Origin of the sequence: Nocardioides sp. R-C-SC26 (genome assembly GCF_021246465.1) — a bacterium.
GTDB lineage: Bacteria > Actinomycetota > Actinomycetes > Propionibacteriales > Nocardioidaceae > Nocardioides.
This window is the reverse complement of the sequence record NZ_JAHRHK010000007.1, coordinates 50,809-69,893: the sequence shown is the minus strand read 5'-3', so window position 1 is coordinate 69,893 and position 19,085 is coordinate 50,809. Positions and strand designations below refer to the sequence as shown.

Sequence of the window (19,085 nt, the reverse complement as noted above, 5' to 3'; positions counted from 1 at the left end):
CTGATGAATGGCGCGTCCCGCTCCGGTGATCGTGTTCCGCTCGCACGTCGTCTCGCGCTGTCGCGCCGACGTCGCACCGAGCGCGGCGCCGTCGCCGTCTTCATGGCCCTGGTGACGTGCTTCGTGGTGCTGCCGGTGGCGAGCTACGCGGTGGACATCGGCATGCAGCGGATGGCTCGAGGTGACGCGCAGACCCTCGCCGACGCCGCCGCGCAGGACGCCGCGCGCGCCCTCGGCACGGGCACGACGTCGGTCTCGGCGCTCACCGCGATCGCCCAGGCGACCGTGAACGCCTCACGTGGCATGGTCGGCTCGGACGCACCGACCGTCGTGGTGCACACCGGCAACCTCTCGAACACGTTCGTCGGCGACCAGTCGCTCGGCTGTGGCGCATCGCCCTACAACGCCTACTTCACGGCGGCTCCGGTCGGCGCCACGCCGACCGCTGTGCTCGTCACGATCTCCAATCGCGTCGACTTCAGCCTCGTCAGCGGCGGCGGCTCGGTGTGCCGCTCGGCGATCGCGCGCGCCTACAAGACGGCCTGCATGATGATGGACTCCTACGCCGCCCGGCTCGCCAGCGGCGAGGGTGCGGTGCTGGGGCCGATCACGAGGATCCTCGGCACCAACATCGATCTCACCGCGTTGAGCAGCTCCGGGATCCTCAGCGCCGATCTCGACGTGCTGAACTTCCTCAACATCCTCAAGACCCAGCTCAACGTCGGTACCGTCGACCAGCTCCTGACCACCCAGGTCACCGCAGCTCAGGTCATCGCCGCACAGGTCGAGGCGTTGACGCGGAGCGGCACGACGGGTGCCGCGCAGGCCAACGTGCTGACGTCGCAGATCGGAGCCCATGTCGGTCCGCTCCTCGACAGGTTCACCGTCGGCACGCTGCTCGGCATCTCCCAGGGGGGCCAGGCGGCGCTCGGCACGACGGTCAACGCGCTCGACCTGGCGACCGCGGCCGTGCAGTTGGCGAACGGCACGCGACCGATCACGATCGCGGCCACCGGCCAGAACCTCACCGGGCTCTCGCTCGGCGTCACGGTGGGCAGCAAACCGACCCGGGTCTGCCTGGGCGACGGCAAGCGGACCATGGAGCAGATCGCGGTCACGGCCACGGCCGACATCAACGCGCCCGGAACACTCACCAGCGGTCTGACGAACCTGGTGAACGCGCTCAACGGCCTGTTGAGCGGCGTACTCGGGTTGCTCGGCACGCTGCTCGGCACCGACACCTACGACCTGCCCCAGGTCTCACTCGGCAAGGTGTCTGCGACGATCTCGCTCGGCTCGGCGTCGGGCACGGTCAACTCGCTGAGCTGCAACGGACGCACGCCGACGAGCATGTCGGTCACTCAGGGAGCCTCGCTCGCGCCGGCCACGGTGCGGATCCCGCTGATCATCCGTGAGACGCGGAACTACGGCGGATTCCTGGGGATCGGGCGCCAGCACGAGACAGTGACGTCGACCCTGACCATCGCCCTGACCACCGTGCCGAGCACCGAGAAGACGACCGCCGCCACGCTGCTCGTCCCCGGCGACTACGGCAAGGTCAAGCAGGGGCCGAACGGCGATCTCTCCGTCGGCAACGTCCAGATCAACACCACGATGCAGACCGACGGGCAGTTCTCCAACGGGCGTCCGCTCGTCAACCAGATGCTGTCGTCACTGAACTCGGTGGTGAACGCGGTGCAGACCAACCTGCTGGGCCCGCTGACCACCACGATCGTGAACCCGCTGCTGACCGCGGTGACGAACGCGGTGCGCGCCCAGCTCGGGCTCACCATCGCCGGGTCGACCTTCACGGCGTTGCCGACGCCGTCCTGCGGCACTCCCGCCCTCGCTGGCTGACCGATCGATCGCGCGGGTGTCTCCACCGCACCTGCGACAAAGTGCTGGACATCTCTCAGGTGGTCGCGCCGCCGGTCGATCAGAACGGGCAGGGATTTCGGGGTCCCCGTTCGTGTTCGCAGGAGGCGAGCTATGCGTAGGCGCGAGGATCGCGGTGCCGGTCGACGTCGGGACAACGGTGCGGCCGCACTGGAGCTCGCCCTCGTCGCGCCCCTGCTCGCCTGGCTGCTCTTCGGGATCCTCGCGTACGGCTACATGCTCTCCTTCCGCCAGGCCGTCAGCGTGTCGGCCGCCCAGGCCGCTCGCGTCTATGTCACGTCGGCCAGTTCGACGACCGCGGCCTACGACAGCGTGTCCGCGGCGCTGAAGAGCTACGACGTGACCTGCTCCCAGGGGTCACTGCGACGGGCCGGAGCGACCGTCGGCACCTGCTCGACCACCACGCGGGCCTGCGGTGACGGCGACCTCGGTCAGTGCGTCTTCGTCACCGTCACCTACGACTACGGCGCGCACCCGCTGTTGCCGGTGCCGGGGATCGGGGCGATCCTGCCCGACACGTTGAGCTACACCGCATCGGGGAAGGTGCCGCAGTGATCCGGCTCGAAGTCGTGTGCCGCAGACTCCCCGCGCGGCATCGCAGTGAGCGAGGGGCGATCGCCGTCCTCGTCGGCATCCTCGGGTCCGCGCTGCTGATGAGCGTCGCGGCCTTCGCGGTGGACATCGGAATGCAGCGCGCGGTGCGAAGCGACATGCAGGCGGTCGCCGACATGGTGGCGCTGGACCTCTCCCAGCTGGTCGACGGTCGCAATGCCGCCGTGATCATCGCGGGCGACTCCTCGCATCCCTCGTTGGCGACCGCGCGCGACCGGAGCGTGGCGCGCAACAGCACGGGGGTGGACGCCACGCCATCGCTCGACGTGCGCCTGGTCGACCTGGACTCGACCGGGAAGCCGGTCCGCAACCCGACGACCGGGGAGGTGGTCTCGCTCACGGCTGCGAGCGACATCCCGGACGCGGTCTGGGTGCGCGCCTCGGGGTCGGTTGCCTTCTCCTTCCGCCCCGGCGACGGAGGCGCCAGCAGGACGGCGATCGCGGGCGTGGCCTCGTCGGCCTGCTACAAGCTGGGATCGTGGGCTGCTCAGGTCAACACCAACCGGTCACAGCTGATCAACCCCGTCCTTCGCAAGATGGCTGAGCAGTCCGGAGCCTTCACCAACGGCGGCACGGTCTCGGCCCTCGACTACATGTCGCTGGCGTCGGCGAACGTCGACCTGCTGCAGCTCGCCACGCGTCTCAACGTGGGGACGGTCGAGCAGCTCGCATCCGCGACCGTTCTGGCGAAGAACCTCTACGTCCACCTGGCGGCGCTGGCCTCGCCGTCGAACACCACGACGGTGAACCTGTTGAACACCCTCCAGGCCGTCACCAAGACCACGACGACGGTGCAGATGGGCAAGATCCTCGGGCTCAAGTCCGGCGCGGGCGCCTTGGCCGCGGCGTCGGCGAATGTTCTGGACATCGTCGGGGGCTCGATCGCCGCACTGAACGGCACCAACGTCGCCAACATCTACCTCGGGGCTCAGCTGTCCAGCATGACGAACGTCAATCTCGCGGTGCGTCTGTCGCAGGGAGCTCATCAGTACTGCGGTGCTCCGGGGAGCACGTCGACGATCGGGGTGCGTTCCGACACCGAGCAGCTCAACATCCACATCGACGGCACGCTCAACCCGACGATCGTCGACTTCCCGCTCCAGCCGATCACCAACCTGTTGACCAACATCAAGCTGGCACGGATCACGGCCGAGAACCACGTCTCGCTCGACCTCAGCGCGGCGGGGACCGAGTCGATCCTGACCGGCCTCGCCTGCGGGGCGGGTGCGAAGGGCATCAGCCTCGACGTGCGCAACGGCCTGGCGACGGTCACGATCAGTACGCCGCTGCGGGCGGAGGTGCGAGCCCGGCTCCTGGGTCTGGGTGCTCTCGGCCTCAACATCGCCGAGGCCGTCATCTCGGTGAATGCCGCCGTCACGCTCGTGGCGAGACTGACCCCCTCGAGCAACCCGTCGATGACCGTCACGGTGCCGCCGCAGGCCTACGACACGCCCTACGTGACCAGTAGCGGGAGTGTCTCGATCCTCTCCTGGTCGAAGAGCTACGCCAACATCTCGGCGAACGTCGAGCTGCTCGGGGGCGCGCTCGGCGCCTGGATCAACCTCACGACCCCCCAGCAGAACCAGCTGATCGACGCCATCCTCGGCACCGGGCTGACCCAGTTGCTGAGCCCGACCGACCCCCGAAGCCTCTCCACCACCGTCTTCGACCCCCTGCTCGGTCTGATCGGAGCACGTGTCGGTGGGTCCAACGTCATGCTCGACAGCTCCCCGCCGGTCTCGTGCGGCACGCCGGGGCTCCGCGGGTGAGGCCGGCAGGAACCTGTGCGGCGGGCCAATTTGGTTGGAGAAGGCCTCCCGAGGCTCTCCTGCGTCCATAATGTGAAGCCGGGGTGGGCTACCACCACGGTGGTGGGCAACTCAGGAGGGGGAGACGGTGAGCGCTCGTCTCTACGTCAGCACGTCCAGACGGCGTGAGTCCGACCGCGGCGCTGCCGCGGTCGAGTTCGCCCTGGTGATGATCCCCTTCATCCTCATCGTGATGGGCATCATCAGCTACGGCCTGCTCCTCTCCCTGCGTCAGTCGCTCAGCCAGGCCGCTGCCGAGGGGGCTCGTGCGGCTGCCGTCACCATGACGACGTCGAGCAAGCAGCAGGCCGGCTACGACGCCGTGACCGAGGCCCTGAGCTCGGCGGGCATCAGGTGCGCCAGCGGCAATCTCACCAGGGACGGCAAGGCGGCCGGCACCTGTGCCGTCTCGGCGCCCGGCCCCTGTACCCCCACTCCAGCCGATGCCACGGTCCGCTGCGTGACGGTTCGCCTCGTCTACGACTACAAGAACGCGCCGGCCGGGCCGCAGTTCCCGGGTCTCGGCATCCTGATGCCCGACACGGTGACCTACGAGGCCCAGGCAAGGGTCAGCTGATGTTCCTCCGAGGTCGACGCCGCAACGATCGTGGTGCCATCGCGATCATCGCGGCGGCGCTCGCGTTCGGTCTGGTCGCCATCGCCGCGATCACGGTCGACATCGGCATGCAGCGCGTCGCCCGGCGCGACATGCAGGCGCTCGCCGACATCGTCGCCCTCGACCTCTCGCGCGAGCTCGGCGCCCGGACCGTCACTCAGCTGTCGGCCGTCGAGGTCTCCCTGGCGCGGGAGTCGATCGCACGCAACGCGGGCACCATCGGCGACCCGGCGTCCATCACTGCCTCCGACATCGAGTGGGGTGAGCTCGACGGGGCGGGCAAGTTCGTCGCTCTGAGCGGTACGGCCATTCCGACGGCTGTCCGCGTCGCCGCCCACACCTCCGTCGATTTCGCGTTCGGTCTCGCGTCCTCAGGAGGCGCGACCAGGTCGGCTGTCGCGACGCAGGACGAGCTCGCCTGTTTCCAGATCGGCTCGTACGCACTCGCGGTGAACTCGGGGAACTCGGCGTTGCTCAACGGCCTGATCGGCGATGCGCTCGGGCTCGGTGTCATCAGCTATGCCGGACTCGCCGACGCGAGCATCTCGCTGGCCGGTCTGGCGGCTGAGTTGGGCGCGGGCAGCGTCGACGAGTTGGCCGACATCTCGGCCGTCTCGGTCGGCGAGCTCATGGTGGCGTCCGGCACCGTGCTGCAGAACCAGGGCGGCGACACCGCCGACGTGACACTGCTGCGGAACATCCCGCTGGGCGCGGGTCCTCTTCCCAACGTGACGGTCGGTGAACTGGTGGGCCTCGCCCCGGGCGGTGCCTCGGCACTCGACGCCAGCGTCAACGTCCTCGATCTTCTCGCGACGAGCGCGTTCATCGCCAACGGCGAGAACCTGATCGGGGTCAACGATCTCGGGCTCAGCCTCGGGCTGACGGCGATCCGCGGCGGTCTCAAGCTGGTCGAGGCCCCGAAACGTGCCTGCGGCCGGGTGAACAGCACCCAGCGGAGGACCTCGCAGACCTCGCTCACGCTCGGGGGCGATGTCGTGAACGTGCCGTCGATCCTCGGCCTCTCGGCAAGCGTCTCGCTGAGTCTGTCCGCAGATCTCGCGTCCGGCCGCGGCACGCTGACCGGCATCCACTGCGCGGTGGACGGGGCGGCCGAGGGCGTCGACGTGCGTGTGCAGAACGCGCTGACCGAGGTCGCCCTCGGGCTGAACGTTCGCCTGGTGGGCAACCTGGGCCTGGTCAAGGTCGAGATCGTGATCCCGGTGTCGGCGACGACGACGGAGTCGAGGTTGTCGAGCACGGCACAGGTGCGGGTGCCGCCCTTGTCCTACACGTCGAACACCCCGGGAGCGATCACCTCGCGCCCCGTGCCGTCCGGTTCTGGCCAGGTGGGACTGAACGGCCTCGCCGTGGCGTCGACGCCGGTGGTCAAGGCGACGTTGCTCGGGGTTCCCGTCGCGCTCCCGGTACCGATCGGGAGCATCGTCGGCCCGGTACTGAACACGATCGTCAATCCGCTCGTGCAGGGTGTCGACCGCCTTCTGCTCGGTCCTCTCACGGGCCTGCTCGGCCTCAACGTCGCGGGCGCGGACGTCTACGGCGTGGCGAGCCCGGAGTGCTCCGGCCCCATCCTGCGCGGCTAGCCCCCCACGGATAGCCGGGTGCTCGTTCGATAGGCATCCACAGTGCGCGGAACGTCGTGATCTCCACAGGTTCCTCGACCGTGGCTGCGCGCGTCTGCAGGTGAGAGAACGCTGACCTCCCAAGGAGGTCGGCGACATGACGACAGAGACCAACGAGCAGACAGCAGCGCGACCGGAGCGACCGGTGCTCATCGAGTCGACGGCGGAGGCGAGGCAGGCCCTCGGCGCCTACGGCGAACGACTCGCAGCGCGCGAGCTCGAGATGCAGGGCATGGCGGTGTTGGAGCGCAACTGGCGCTGCGACGAGGGCGAGATCGACCTTGTGCTGCGCGAGGGAGACGTGCTGGTCGTGTGCGAGGTGAAGACGCGCACCAGCACGATCTGCGGCGCCCCGCACGAGGCGATCACCGCGGAGAAGCTGGAGCGGCTTCGACGACTGGCCGAGCGGTGGACTCAATCGCGATCGGTGTCTCCGCCGGAGATCCGCATCGACCTGGTCGCGATCCTGCGTCCGGTCAAGGGGCCGGCGGTCGTCGACCACGTCCGTGGGATCGGCTGAGATGGGGATCGCGACGGCGACGACGATCAGCCTGTACGGTGCGCTGGGGCACGTGATCGACGTCCAGGCCGACGTCGCGGCAGGTGCGCCGGGATTCACCATGGTCGGGCGGCCCGACCAGTCGCTGCGGGAGGCGTTCGACCGCTGCAAGTCGGCGGTGATCAACAGCCACTTCGGCTGGCCGGCCACCAAACGGGTCACCGTGCTGCTCTCGCCGGCCGACCTGACCAAGCGCGGTCCCCACTTCGACCTGTCGATCGCGGTGGCGATCCTCGCCGCCGACGGGCAGATCGCACCCGAGGCGCTGGCGGCGACGGCGTTCATCGGCGAGCTCACGCTCGAGGGCGGTTTGCGATGCGTCCCGGGGGTGTTGCCGATGGTGCTCTCCGCCGCCGACCGGGGCGTCCGGCATGTCTTCGTCCCGGAGCCGCAGGCCGCCGAGGCGGCCATGGTGCCGGGGATGGCGGTCTTCGGCATGAGATCGCTGGGTCAGGTCGTCGCGGAGCTGAACGGCGACGAGGTCCCTGTTGCCGCCGCGGTCGCGCCGGTGTCGGGTGGGCGGTTCCTGGGGTGGCGCGGTGACGCCCGACTGGGCGAGGTCGATCTCGCGGACCTGCACGGCATGCCGGACGCGAAGTTCGCCGTCGAGGTGGCAGCTGCCGGCGGACATCACCTCCTCCTCACCGGGCCGAAGGGGGCCGGCAAGACCAGCCTGGCCGAGCGCATCCCCACCCTGCTCCCCGAACTCACGCCCGAGGAGTCGCTGGAGATCACCGCGCTCTGCTCGTTGGCCGGCGACCTCGATCCCGGTGAAGGTCTCATCCGTCGCCCGCCGTACGCGGCTCCGCACCACGACGCCAGCAAGACCAGCATCATCGGTGGCGGCTCGGGTCAGGTTCGCCCGGGAGAGGTCAGCCGCTGCCACGCGGGAGTCCTCTTCCTCGACGAGTTCGCACTCTTCCGGCACGACATCATCGAGGCCCTGCGTCAGCCGCTGGAGAGCGGCGACGTCACGATCGCGCGCCGGGACGAGTCGGTCACCCTTCCCGCCCGAACGCTGCTCGTGCTCGCCTCGAACCCGTGCCCGTGCGGCAACTACGGCGTCCGTGGCGGGCGCAGTCAGTGCAGCTGTCGCGTGCAGCAGGTGCGTGCCTATCGGGCGAAGCTGGCCGGCCCGCTCGTCGACCGCATCGACATCACCCGGGCACTCCTCCCGCTGCGACCACACGAACGTGAGGTCGATCGGAGCGAGACCTCGGCCCAGGTGCGTGCGCGTGTCCACGCGGCTCGAGAGCGCCAGACCGCGCGGTATCGCGACTGCGGCTGGCGTCTCAACGCCCACGTCGCGGCGCCGGCACTGCGCGAGCGGTGGCCGTTGCCCGACGACGCAGCGAGAGTGCTCGACACCGCCCAGTACTCGGGCGCACTGAGCGGTCGAGGCGCCGTCCGGGTGCATCGACTGGCCTGGACCCTCGCCGACCTCCGCGCTGTCCGCGAGGGTTCCGACGTCGTGCCGGGCGTCGACGAGGTCGACCTCGCCCTTCGCCTGCGCACCGGCGATCCGCTTCCACTCCGCCAGCTCGGTTCGGGCGATGACGCTGTGGCTCACGAGGCGTCGGCATGATCGCGACCGACGTCGAGCGCCTGACGCGTGCCGCCTTGAGCAGGCTCGCTGAACCAGGCGATGTCCGGTTGACGTCCCTCGTCGAGCAGTTGGGAGCGACGCGGGTCCACGACCTGCTCGTCGCCGGCCCTGGTCCGGCAGCGCAGGGCGATCGTCGAGACGACCAGGGCCTCGCCGACGATGTCGCGACGCGGCTGGTCAGCCTCGATCCGGCGCGCGAGCTCGAGATCGCGCACCGGCAGGGCATCCGGTTCATCATCCCCGGAGACGTCGAGTGGCCGACCGGGCTCGACGACCTGTCGGGAGCCGGAGCACTGCACGAACGAGGCGGTGTGCCGGTGGGACTGTGGGTCCGTGGACCAGCGCGCCTGAGCGAGGTGACGTCGGCCGTGGCGGTCGTCGGCTCGCGTGCTGCCACCAGCTACGGGGGTGCGATCGCGGGGGAGATCGCGGGGGAGTGCGCCACCCATCGGATGGCCGTCGTGTCGGGAGGCGCGTTCGGCGTCGACATCGCCGCCCACCGCGCGGCCCTCGCGGTCGGCGGTCTCACGGTCGGCGTCCTGGCGTGCGGCGTCGATCGGTACTACCCGCAGTCCAACGCCGACCTCCTGCGACGCATCGCCGAGGTGGGAGCGCTCGTGTCCGAGGCGGCTCCGGGCTGTGCGCCGCAGCGCGTCCGCTTCCTGGCTCGCAATCGCCTGATCGCGGCGCTCACCGCGGGCACGGTCGTGGTCGAAGCCGCGTCGCGCAGCGGCGCGCTCAACACCGCGAACTGGGCGACGCGGCTCAATCGCGTCGTCATGGGCGTTCCGGGCCCGGTCACCAGTGAGACGTCGGCAGGCGTCCACGAGCAGCTCCAGGCTGGCGTCATGCAGCTCGTCACCGGTGCGCACGACGTTCGCGAACTGCTCGGGCGCAGCGGCGAGGAGCTGGCGCCGCAGCGACCCCGACGTCGCGACGTCCGTGATCGGCTGGCGCCCCGTCAACGACAGGTGCTCGACGCCGTTCCTGTCGCCGGCGCAGTGCCGGTCGACTCGGTCGCGCGGGTCGCGGGATTGGGCCTGCTCGAGGTCCAAGCGAGCCTCACCAGACTCGCTCGCGCCGGGTTGGTGCAGCAGGAGGGCGGTGGGTGGCGGCTCAGTGGGCTCGCGCGCGCGTGATCCGACGACGAGGCGCGCCCCGCGGCTAGCATCGAGAGGTGGCTGACGTTCCCGAGGTCGACGCGATCTCGGAGTCGTTCGCCGCCGATCTCGCCGCCTACGAACGCCATCTGAGTGCCGAACGCGATCTCTCCGAGCACACGATCAGGGCCTACATCGGAGACGTCGCCAGCGCTCTGGACCACGCGGGCCGCCTCGGCATCACCGAGGCTGCCGGCCTCGATCTGCGCGCCCTGCGCAGCTGGCTCGCCAAGCAGCAGACACTCGGCCGCTCGCGCACCACGATCGCGCGACGAGCCACCGCGGTGCGGGTCTTCACGGCCTGGTTGACGCGTACCGGACGGATCCCGATCGACGTCGGAGCCTCACTCGGATCTCCTCGGCCGCATCAGACGCTGCCCGCGGTGCTCCGCGTGGACGAGGCACGCGACCTGATCGCGGCGGCGGTGGACCATGCTGACGGCACCGATCCGCTCGGGATGCGCGACGTCGCGATCCTCGAGCTTCTCTACGCGACCGGCGTGCGGGTGGGCGAGTTGTGCGGACTCGACGTCGACGACGTCGACCGCGACCGCCATGTGGTGCGGGTGCTCGGCAAGGGGCGCAAGGAGCGCAGCGTCCCGTTCGGACGCCCCGCGGCCCGAGCCGTCGAGATGTGGGTACGTCAAGCGCGGCCGCAGCTCGCGGTCCCGGGCTCGGGGGCGGCGCTCTTCCTCGGTGCCCGGGGCAAGCGGATCGACCAGCGTGCGGTGCGCACGCTGGTGCATCGTCGGATCGCCGACGTGCCGGGGGCACCCGACCTCGGGCCGCACGGCCTACGTCACTCGGCGGCGACGCATCTGCTCGAGGGCGGCGCGGACCTCCGGTCGGTTCAGGAGCTGCTCGGCCACGCCTCGCTGGCCACCACTCAGCGCTACACCCACGTCTCGACCGATCGCCTGCGCCGGGCCTTCCAACAGGCGCATCCCCGCGCCTAGACGTCCTGGCGCGGGAGGGTCACCACAGCTCGAGGACGGCGTAGGGATGCGACAGCCCCGCGCGTGGCGCGGCCCGCGCCGCTGCGACCGCCGGCGCGGTCGACGCCGCCGGAAGGTCGCGCCACAGTGGCAGGAGCCGGATCGGCCCGGCCCCGACGAGTTCGAGCGGATCGAGGTACAGCTCGCCAGCACGCCACCCCCAGTGGAGGCAGGCGCGCGGGAAGCAGTGCGATCCGGGAAGCGCGAGCGCGCCGATCCGGTCGCCGGCAGCGACGACGTCGCCTCGGCTCACCGACGCCGAGACCGGCTCGTAGGTGGTCCGGGTGTCGCCGTGGTCGACCACGACCACCCCCCGCCCCGCGAGCTGGGCGGCGAAGGTCACGGTGCCGGCCATCGCGGCTCTCACGGACGCACCGGGAGTGGCGAGGAGGTCGACGCCGCGGTGCCCACTGGCGTACGGGTCGGACGGCGGGTCGAAGTGCTCCACCACCCGGGGCTCCGGCTCGAGGGGCCACACGCCGACAGGCGTGGGCGTGGGGCGGGGCGAACCTGGTGGGTCAGCCGCGGCATCGGACGCCGCGAGGAGGGTCAGGATCAGGGCGACCAGGATCGTGCGCATCGCACGACTGTCACGCGGCGATCGCCCGAGCGCCGCCACGGGAGCGACCGCGTGTGGACGGCAGCGAGCGGGAGGCGGTTGGGGACGTGGAGTGCACGAGCGCGGATTCGTGAGGTCGGCCGCGCTCGACTACCCTGGGCGCATCACGTCTCGCGACGTGAAATTCGCACGCCTGCAGACCGCGACGGACCCTGGGACCTCCTTCAGAGTCCGATCGCCCGCGGGAGGTGCTCCTGGTCCGTCCACACCGGTGGGCGGCGGGGCTCCTCGTAGGTGTCAGGGTCGCCGACGTCGTCGGAGGCAACAACCAGAAACCGACCGGAGACGGTGCCGGTGCGTCCTGGATCAAGGACGCGCGCGAACGGTGTCGTCTCCTGCACAGGAGAAGAGAAGAACCATGGCAGTCGTCACTATGCGCCAGCTCCTCGAGAGCGGCGTCCACTTCGGTCACCAGACGCGTCGCTGGAACCCGAAGATGAAGCGTTTCATCATGACCGAGCGCAACGGCATCTACATCATCGACCTGCAGCAGTCGCTGGCTTACATCGACCGCAGCTACGCCTTCATCAAGGAGACCGTGGCCAAGGGCGGGACGATCATGTTCGTCGGCACCAAGAAGCAGGCCCAGGAGGCCATCGCCGAGCAGGCCACGCGCGTCGGCATGCCGTACGTCAACCAGCGCTGGCTCGGCGGCATGCTCACCAACTTCACCACCGTGCACCAGCGGATCAACCGTCTCAAGGAGCTCGACGAGGTCGACTTCGACAACGTCGCCGGCTCGGGTCGCACGAAGAAGGAGCTCCTGCAGATGAAGCGGGAGCGCGACAAGCTCGAGAAGACCCTCGGTGGCATTCGCGAGATGAGCCGCACCCCCTCCGCCGTCTGGGTGGTCGACACCAAGAAGGAGCACCTGGCGATCGAGGAGGCGCGCAAGCTGCGCATTCCGATCATCGGCATCCTCGACACCAACTGTGACCCCGACGAGGTCGACTTCCCGATCCCCGGCAACGACGACGCGATCCGCGCCGTCGGCCTGCTCACCCGGGTCATCGCCGACGCCGTCGCGGAGGGCCTGATCGCCCGCTCGGGCGCCAAGACCGGTGAGACGGCGCCCGGCGCCGAGGAGCCGCTGGCCGAGTGGGAGCGCGAGCTGCTCAGCGGTGACGCGGCGACCGCCGCCGAGACGGCCACGGCCGCCGAGGGCGACACCCCGGCCGCCGAGGCGACGGGGGCGACGTCGGAGGGTGCTGGGGCCACCGAGGCTGCGGCAGCTCCCGAGGCCGCTGCTCCCGAGGCCACCGAGGCTGAGGCTGCGCCCGCTGCCGAGGTCCCGGCCGAGTCCTGATCGATCCCCGCGGATCGACACCTACCTTTCGAGTACGAGGGAGTACCCATGGCATTCACTGCTGCTGACGTCAAGCGCCTCCGCGAGGCGACCAGCGCCGGGATGATGGACTGCAAGAAGGCGCTCGACGAGACCGACGGCGACTTCGACAAGGCCGTCGAGCTGCTCCGCGTCAAGGGTGCGGCCAAGGCCGCCGCCCGTGCCGCCGAGCGCGAGGCCTCCGCAGGCCTGGTCGCCGCCTCCGGCAACGCCCTGATCAGCCTCAAGGCCGAGACGGACTTCGTGGCCAAGAACGAGGCCTTCATCAGCGCTGCCCAGCAGATCGCCGAGGCCGCCAACACCCACAAGGTCGGCGACGCCGAGGCCCTCAAGGCCGTTCCGCTCGGTGACTCCACCGTCGGTGAGACCGTGGAGGAGCTCGCCCGCACCATCGGCGAGAAGATCGAGCTGGGTGAGGTCGCCTACTTCGAGGGCACCACGACGGTGTACCTGCACAAGAAGGCCTCCGACCTGCCCCCGACCCTCGGCGTTCTCGTCGAGTTCGAGGGTGACGAGGCTGCCGCCAAGCAGGCCGCGCAGCAGGCTGCCGCCCTCAAGGCGCAGTTCCTGACCAGCGACCAGGTTCCCGCGGACGTCGTCGAGGCCGAGCGCAGCGTGCTCACCAAGAAGACGCTCGAGGAGGGCAAGCCCGAGGCTGCCGTCGCCAAGATCGTCGAGGGTCGCATCGGCGCCTTCTTCAAGGAGATCGTCCTGCTCGACCAGGAGTCGGTCTTCGAGGCGAAGAAGTCGGTCAAGCAGGTGCTCGACGCCGCCGGCACCACGGTGTCGCGGTTCGCACGCTTCGAGGTCGGGGCCTGAGCCCACGCCTCTCCAGAGCCGGTCGCACCGCGAGGTGCGGCCGGCTCTCGGCATTTCCCGCGGCTGTGGCCGTGGTGGTCGCTCTGGCGCTCGCGGGCTGCTCGACGACGTCAGCCGAGTCCGACCCCTCGTCGTCGGCAGCGACCGGGAGCGATCCTGGTCCGTTGCGGTCCCGGCTCCTCCTGAGCGGGCCCATGGACGAGGGGAAGGAGGCGCAGAACACGACCTTCGCCACGTTGGTCTCGCTGATCGACGCCACGCCGCCGGGGGAGCGGATCCGCATCACCGGGAACTCCTTCACCTTCCTGCCGGCAGCGGACGCCCTCGTGGCGGCACATCGACGTGGGGTCGACGTCCAGGTGCTGCTGCACCGCGTCTCGAAGCAGTGGAGTGCCTACGAGGTCCTCCGTGGAGGGCTCGGAGCGGATCCGACCTCGTCGTCGTTCGTCCGGGCGACTCGGGGAGGACTCCACCAGAAGGTCTGGTCGTTCTCGCGCACCGCCGACGTCGACGACGTCGTCGCACTCGGCTCGATGAACCTGACCTACCAGTCGGCGCGCCAGTACACCGACGTCGCGCTCTTCACTCGGCGTCCGGACCTGCTCCGCGTCCTCGACCGTCGATTCGAGCAGCTGCGCCGCGAGCTGCCCGACGTCGGCACGATGTCGAGCGCGCGACTGCCCGGGCTCATGCTGTGGTTCTACCCCGGCTTCGACCAGGACTCCGATCCGGTGCGCGTGGCGCTGGAGGACGTCCCGGCGTCAGGCGCGCGGATCCGGATCGCGATGTACGCCTGGCTGGACGGCCGCGGGATCGACCTGGCGCGACTGCTCGCGGCCAAGGCTGCGGCAGGTGCCGAGGTGGAGGTGTTCCTCGGCCCGAGTGTCGGCGCGCGTCCGCGGCAGATCCTCGAGGAGTCGCGCGTCGAGGTCTACGACGCGGTGTTCGAGAACGGTCAGGACATCCATCTCAAGCTCACGACCCTCACTTGGCCGGATCCGACGGCGCCCCGCGGGCGCAGGTGGCGTGTCCTCACCGGATCGGACAACTACACCAGCAAGTCGCTGGAGCGGCCCGAGGTGCTCGTCGGCCTCGACGGCCACGCGGTGTTCCGGCGGTATCAGGGTCTGCTCGACGCACTTGTCCGGAGGGCGGTCCGTGAAGGGCAGCGGGCGCGGTAGCCTCTTGTTCCGGACCTGCTGACGACCTGCGAAGGATCACTGTGACCGGCTACAAGCGCGTGCTCCTCAAGCTCTCCGGTGAGGTGTTCGGCGGCGGCAACGTCGGCGTCGACCCCGACGTCGTCCAGAAGATCGCCGGCGAGGTCGCCGCAGTGGCCCGGGCCGGCGTCCAGATCGCCGTGGTGACTGGCGGCGGCAACTTCTTCCGTGGCGCAGAGCTGCAGCAGCGCGGCATGGACCGCGTCCGGGCCGACTACATGGGCATGCTCGGCATCGTCATGAACTGTCTGGCCCTGCAGGACTTCCTGGAGAAGCTCGGCGTGGAGACCCGGGTGCAGACCGCCATCACGATGGGCCAGGTCGCTGAGCCCTACATCCCGCGTCGCGCCATCCGGCACATGGAGAAGGGGCGCGTGGTCATCTTCGGTGCCGGGATGGGGATGCCGTTCTTCTCCACCGACACCGTCGCGGTGCAGCGGGCCCTGGAGAGCAAGTGCGACGTCGTCCTGGTGGCCAAGAGCGGCGTCGACGGCGTCTACAGCGCCGACCCCAAGATCGACCCGACCGCCACCAAGTACGAGACCCTCAGCTACGAGGAGGCGATCTCGCGCGGCTTGCGCATCATGGACCAGACGGCCTTCGCGTTGTGCGGGGAGAACAAGATGCCCATGATCGTCTTCGGCATGGAGCCCGAGGGCAACATCCTGCGCGCCGTGCAGGGTGAGAGGATCGGCACGCTCGTCAGCGCCGGCTGAGCGAGCACAGACGGCGGCCGCGCGCCGCCAGCGTCAGATCGAACCCGGAAAGGTGCCAGCGTGATCAACGAGACCCTCAACGAGGCCGACGCCAAGATGGCGAAGTCGGTGGAGGCGACCCGTGAGGAGTTCGCGACCATCCGGGCCGGCCGCGCGAACCCGAGCATGTTCAACAAGGTGATGGTCGACTACTACGGCAGCGCGACGCCGTTGCAGCAGCTGGCCTCCTTCACCTCGCAGGAGGCGCGCATCATCCTGGTCCAGCCCTACGACCAGGGTGCGATGAACGCCGTCGAGAAGGCGATCCGCGACTCCGACCTCGGCGTGAACCCCTCGAACGACGGCAAGGTGCTGCGCTGCGTCTTCCCCGAGCTGACCGAGGAGCGCCGCAAGGAGTACATCAAGCTCGCCAAGAGCAAGGCCGAGGACGGCCGCGTCGCCGTGCGCAACCTGCGCCGCAATGCCAAGCAGGCCGTGGAGAAGCTGGAGAAGGACGGTGAGATCGGCAAGGACGATCTCACCGGTGCCGAGAAGCGGCTCGACGGCATCACCAAGAAGCACACCGACGCGATCGACGAGATGCTCAAGGGCAAGGAGGCCGAGCTGCTGGAGGTCTGAGACCTCCCGTGCTCGCACTCCGTCGATGACCGAGACCCCTGGGACGACGGCGTCCCCGACCCCCGCAGCCAAGGACCACGGGCGTGCCGGCCGCGACCTGAAGGCCGCGGTGGCCTCGGCCTTCGTGCTGCTCTCGGCGATCGCGGCCTCGCTGGCGTTCTGGAAGCCGGCGTTCATGGTGATCGTCGTCGTGGCGGTCGTCGTGGCGGTCTGGGAGCTGCGCCGGGGCCTGCTCGCCAAGGACATCGACCTGCCCGAGCAGCCGTTGATGATCGGCGGCTCGGTGATGGTCGTCGTCGCCTACCTGTCCGGCACGGCGGCGCTGGTCACGGCCACGGCGGTGACCGCGCTCGTGGTGATGCTGTGGCTGCTGCGGCGCGGTATCGACGGGTACGTGAAGAACGCGACGGCGTCGGTCTTCACGCTCATCTACATCCCGTTCCTCGGCTCGTTCGTCGCCCTGATGCTCGCCGAGGGCGGGCGAGACGGCGGCGGCCTCGACGACGCCGGCGTGAAGGGGATCATCACCTTCATCCTGGTCACCATCGCCTCCGATATCGGCGGGTACATCGCGGGCGTGCTGTTCGGCAAGCACCCGATGGCTCCGGTGATCTCGCCGAAGAAGTCCTGGGAGGGCTTCGCCGGCTCGATGGTCTTCACGATGGCGGCCGGATGGGCGCTCGTGGAGTTCCTGCTCGAGGGCGACTGGTGGGTCGGTCTCTGCCTCGGCGTGATCGCGGTGGTGATGGCGACGCTCGGCGACCTGTGCGAGTCGGTGATGAAGCGCGATCTGGGCATCAAGGACATGAGCCAGGTGATCCCGGGTCACGGTGGACTGATGGATCGGCTCGACTCGCTGCTCGCGACGATCGCCCCGGTCTGGCTGTTGCTGCACTACGCCGTCTTCACCTGAGTCGCATCCGTGCCGACCCACCTCGTCGTCGGAGCCGGGTTCGGATCGTGGGGGTGGTCATCGACCGGTTCTGTGGTCTGGCCCACGGCGTGGGGTCCTCACCTCTACGATCGACCCGATGAACACAGACGATGGCGGACGGACGGTCGCCCCGCGGCGTCCACGTCACCACGACGACGCCGACACGGCCGCGCGCTCGACGGCGTCGCCGCGCGGTCGCCGTCGCGCCGATCGCCCGGACTGGTGGCACCGCGACCACCCGGTGTTCACACCGCTCAGCGCGTTCTTCGCCGGTCTGCTGTGCGTGACGGTGGTGCCCGGGGCGTACGGCGGCCTCCTCAGTGCCCTGTTCGACCAGGAGACCGCGGAGCGGCTCTTCCGCTACGTCCTGGTGGTCTTCGCTCTGCCGATCCTGCTCGCCGCTCTGCCGCGGACGCGCCGATTCGGCATCTACATGCTCGTCGGCATGGTGATCACCGCGGTGGTCGTGCTCGTCGTCGGCGTCGCGACGCTCTGGGTGCTGCTGAACCGCGACGGCTGACCGCGACCTCGTCTGCGCCGTCGTCCGCCCGCGCCCCGCGCTCGGCGGCCGGTCATCTGGTCGCGGTGGAGGGAGCGGTGAGTCTAGGACGGTTCGTGTCTCGGGTTTCGTCCCAGGCTCACCGCTGACGACGGCCGGCTACGGGCAGTGGTGGGTGCGGCACGGTTCGTGCTGCCGGTTCCGTCCCAGACTCACCGCTCCCGTCTGCGCCGCGAGTCGGCGCGGAGCCCCACCAGGTGGGACACTGGTCGGGTCATGTCGGAGATCAAGACCCTGCCCCTGGTGATGGAGCCCCCGCGCGGCCGCGCGAAGCCGCCGCGCCACCTCGCCGACCTCGATCCCGCCGAGCGCAAGTCGCTGCTGGAGGAGCAGGGGCTTCCGGGATTCCGCGCGAAGCAGATCGCGGCCCATTACTTCGGCCGCCTCGTGGACGACCCCGAGCAGATGACCGACCTCCCGGCCGCCCAGCGCGCGGACCTCGTCGGCGCGCTGCTGCCCGAGCTGATGACGCCGCTGCGCACGCAGTCGGCCGATCGTGGCACGACCCGCAAGACGCTGTGGAAGCTGTTCGACGGCGCCCTCGTCGAGTCGGTCCTGATGCGCTACTCCGACCGCACCACGATGTGCGTGTCCAGCCAGGCCGGGTGCGGCATGGCGTGCCCGTTCTGCGCGACCGGTCAGGGTGGCCTGCAGCGCAACATGAGCACCGGCGAGATCGTCGAGCAGGTGATCGCGGGGGCACGGGCGCTGGATCGGGGCGAGGTGCCCGGCGGACCAGGCCGCGTCAACAACATCGTGTTCATGGGCATGGGCGAACCGCTGGCCAACTACAGGGCCGTCGTCGGCGCCGTCCGTCGCCTGACCGACCCTGCGCCCGACGGCTACGGCATGTCCGCGCGGGGCATCACCGTCTCCACGGTCGGGCTCGTGCCGCGGATGCTGCAGCTCGCCGAGGAGGGCATCCCAGTCACCCTCGCCCTCAGCCTGCACGCCCCTGACGACGAACTGCGCAACGAGCTCGTGCCGATCAACACCCGGTTCTCGGTCGCCGAGACCGTTGATGCAGCCTGGAACTACGCCCGGACGACGAAGCGCCGCGTCTCGATCGAGTACGCGATGATGCGCGACATCAACGACCAGGCCTGGCGCGCCGACCTGCTCGCCGACGTCCTGCACGGAGTCGGCGCCGACTGGGGATGGGGGCACGTCAACCTGATCCCGCTCAACGAGGTGCCGGGCTCGCAGTTCACCCGTTCCCGCGACGCCGACACCGACGAGTTCGTGCGACGGCTCGAGGCCAAGGGGATCAGCACCACGATCCGCGACACCCGCGGCGACGAGATCGACGCCGCCTGCGGCCAGCTGGCAGCCTCGGAGTAGGAGCGGCGCTCGGCCTGGCTGC

Annotated in this window: 18 protein-coding genes; 17 read left to right on the top strand and 1 reads right to left on the bottom strand. The window is 69.9% G+C overall.

What is annotated here, in order from left to right; translation table 11 throughout:
• Positions 1–3: 3 nt before the first annotated feature.
• From KSO97_RS08350 to KSO97_RS08310, 9 genes are all read left to right on the top strand, one after another.
• The gene (locus tag KSO97_RS08350) at positions 4–1,857 is read left to right on the top strand and encodes a pilus assembly protein TadG-related protein (protein WP_232677828.1); all 1,854 of its coding nucleotides are present in this window, start codon (positions 4–6) and stop codon (positions 1,855–1,857) included.
• 132 nt (positions 1,858–1,989) lie between these two features.
• Complete coding sequence (locus KSO97_RS08345) at positions 1,990–2,451, top strand: TadE/TadG family type IV pilus assembly protein (protein ID WP_232677827.1); 462 nt, start codon at positions 1,990–1,992, stop codon at positions 2,449–2,451.
• Positions 2,448–4,277, top strand: a complete 1,830-nt coding sequence (locus KSO97_RS08340; RefSeq protein WP_232677826.1) for a hypothetical protein — start codon at positions 2,448–2,450, stop codon at positions 4,275–4,277. The genes KSO97_RS08345 and KSO97_RS08340 overlap by 4 nt, the downstream gene beginning before the upstream one ends.
• Positions 4,278–4,404: 127 nt before the next feature.
• Entirely contained in the window at positions 4,405–4,893 is a 489-nt protein-coding gene (locus KSO97_RS08335) for a TadE/TadG family type IV pilus assembly protein (protein ID WP_232677825.1), read from the top strand.
• Positions 4,893–6,533, top strand: a complete 1,641-nt coding sequence (locus tag KSO97_RS08330) for a hypothetical protein (protein WP_232677824.1) — start codon at positions 4,893–4,895, stop codon at positions 6,531–6,533. The genes KSO97_RS08335 and KSO97_RS08330 overlap by 1 nt, the downstream gene beginning before the upstream one ends.
• 136 nt (positions 6,534–6,669) lie before the next feature.
• Positions 6,670–7,092, top strand: coding sequence for a YraN family protein (locus tag KSO97_RS08325; protein ID WP_232677823.1), 423 nt, complete (start codon positions 6,670–6,672; stop codon positions 7,090–7,092).
• Position 7,093: 1 nt separating this feature from the next.
• Positions 7,094–8,716, top strand: coding sequence for a YifB family Mg chelatase-like AAA ATPase (locus KSO97_RS08320; protein ID WP_232677822.1), 1,623 nt, complete (start codon positions 7,094–7,096; stop codon positions 8,714–8,716).
• Positions 8,713–9,876, top strand: a complete 1,164-nt coding sequence (gene dprA / locus KSO97_RS08315; protein WP_232677821.1) for a DNA-processing protein DprA — start codon at positions 8,713–8,715, stop codon at positions 9,874–9,876. The genes KSO97_RS08320 and dprA overlap by 4 nt, the downstream gene beginning before the upstream one ends.
• Before the next feature lie 38 nt (positions 9,877–9,914).
• Positions 9,915–10,853 (top strand): tyrosine recombinase XerC, encoded by a 939-nt coding sequence (locus KSO97_RS08310; protein WP_232677820.1) that lies wholly within the window; start codon positions 9,915–9,917, stop codon positions 10,851–10,853.
• Positions 10,854–10,872: 19 nt separating this feature from the next.
• Here KSO97_RS08310 and KSO97_RS08305 read toward each other — a convergent pair whose 3' ends face one another.
• The gene (locus KSO97_RS08305; protein WP_232677818.1) at positions 10,873–11,472 is read right to left on the bottom strand and encodes a M23 family metallopeptidase; all 600 of its coding nucleotides are present in this window, start codon (positions 11,470–11,472) and stop codon (positions 10,873–10,875) included.
• A 397-nt stretch (positions 11,473–11,869) separates the two neighbouring features.
• Here KSO97_RS08305 and rpsB point away from each other — a divergent pair, with 397 nt between their 5' ends.
• The 8 genes from rpsB (at position 11,870) to rlmN (ending at position 19,063) form a co-directional block, all read left to right on the top strand.
• On the top strand, positions 11,870–12,817 hold the full coding sequence (gene rpsB / locus KSO97_RS08300) for a 30S ribosomal protein S2 (protein ID WP_232677814.1): 948 nt from the start codon (positions 11,870–11,872) through the stop codon (positions 12,815–12,817).
• A 48-nt stretch (positions 12,818–12,865) separates the two neighbouring features.
• The gene (gene tsf / locus KSO97_RS08295; RefSeq protein ID WP_232677812.1) at positions 12,866–13,675 is read left to right on the top strand and encodes a translation elongation factor Ts; all 810 of its coding nucleotides are present in this window, start codon (positions 12,866–12,868) and stop codon (positions 13,673–13,675) included.
• Between the two features lie 194 nt (positions 13,676–13,869).
• Positions 13,870–14,856 (top strand): phospholipase D-like domain-containing protein, encoded by a 987-nt coding sequence (locus tag KSO97_RS08290; RefSeq protein ID WP_232677807.1) that lies wholly within the window; start codon positions 13,870–13,872, stop codon positions 14,854–14,856.
• 41 nt (positions 14,857–14,897) lie between these two features.
• Positions 14,898–15,611 (top strand): UMP kinase, encoded by a 714-nt coding sequence (pyrH, locus tag KSO97_RS08285; protein ID WP_232677805.1) that lies wholly within the window; start codon positions 14,898–14,900, stop codon positions 15,609–15,611.
• Positions 15,612–15,674: 63 nt separating this feature from the next.
• On the top strand, positions 15,675–16,229 hold the full coding sequence (frr, locus tag KSO97_RS08280; protein WP_232678127.1) for a ribosome recycling factor: 555 nt from the start codon (positions 15,675–15,677) through the stop codon (positions 16,227–16,229).
• Positions 16,230–16,254: 25 nt separating this feature from the next.
• Positions 16,255–17,142: a phosphatidate cytidylyltransferase gene (locus KSO97_RS08275; RefSeq protein WP_232677803.1), complete on the top strand. Its 888-nt coding sequence runs from the start codon at positions 16,255–16,257 to the stop codon at positions 17,140–17,142.
• 118 nt (positions 17,143–17,260) lie between these two features.
• Positions 17,261–17,683: a hypothetical protein gene (locus KSO97_RS08270; protein WP_232677802.1), complete on the top strand. Its 423-nt coding sequence runs from the start codon at positions 17,261–17,263 to the stop codon at positions 17,681–17,683.
• 255 nt (positions 17,684–17,938) lie between these two features.
• Complete coding sequence (gene rlmN / locus KSO97_RS08265; RefSeq protein WP_232677801.1) at positions 17,939–19,063, top strand: 23S rRNA (adenine(2503)-C(2))-methyltransferase RlmN; 1,125 nt, start codon at positions 17,939–17,941, stop codon at positions 19,061–19,063.
• Positions 19,064–19,085: the final 22 nt, after the last annotated feature.

Bases quoted from the DNA above. Each gene is read 5' to 3' on its own strand.
- KSO97_RS08350 (WP_232677828.1), top strand. From the start codon at position 4: ATGAATGGCGCGTCCCGCTCCGGTGATCGTGTTCCGCTCGCACGTCGT.
- KSO97_RS08345 (WP_232677827.1), top strand. From the start codon at position 1,990: ATGCGTAGGCGCGAGGATCGCGGTGCCGGTCGACGTCGGGACAACGGT.
- KSO97_RS08330 (WP_232677824.1), top strand. From the start codon at position 4,893: ATGTTCCTCCGAGGTCGACGCCGCAACGATCGTGGTGCCATCGCGATC.
- KSO97_RS08325 (WP_232677823.1), top strand. From the start codon at position 6,670: ATGACGACAGAGACCAACGAGCAGACAGCAGCGCGACCGGAGCGACCG.
- KSO97_RS08320 (WP_232677822.1), top strand. From the start codon at position 7,094: ATGGGGATCGCGACGGCGACGACGATCAGCCTGTACGGTGCGCTGGGG.
- dprA (WP_232677821.1), top strand. From the start codon at position 8,713: ATGATCGCGACCGACGTCGAGCGCCTGACGCGTGCCGCCTTGAGCAGG.
- KSO97_RS08305 (WP_232677818.1), bottom strand. From the start codon at position 11,472: ATGCGCACGATCCTGGTCGCCCTGATCCTGACCCTCCTCGCGGCGTCC.
- rpsB (WP_232677814.1), top strand. From the start codon at position 11,870: ATGGCAGTCGTCACTATGCGCCAGCTCCTCGAGAGCGGCGTCCACTTC.
- tsf (WP_232677812.1), top strand. From the start codon at position 12,866: ATGGCATTCACTGCTGCTGACGTCAAGCGCCTCCGCGAGGCGACCAGC.
- KSO97_RS08290 (WP_232677807.1), top strand. From the start codon at position 13,870: ATGGACGAGGGGAAGGAGGCGCAGAACACGACCTTCGCCACGTTGGTC.
- KSO97_RS08275 (WP_232677803.1), top strand. From the start codon at position 16,255: ATGACCGAGACCCCTGGGACGACGGCGTCCCCGACCCCCGCAGCCAAG.
- KSO97_RS08270 (WP_232677802.1), top strand. From the start codon at position 17,261: ATGAACACAGACGATGGCGGACGGACGGTCGCCCCGCGGCGTCCACGT.
- rlmN (WP_232677801.1), top strand. From the start codon at position 17,939: ATGTCGGAGATCAAGACCCTGCCCCTGGTGATGGAGCCCCCGCGCGGC.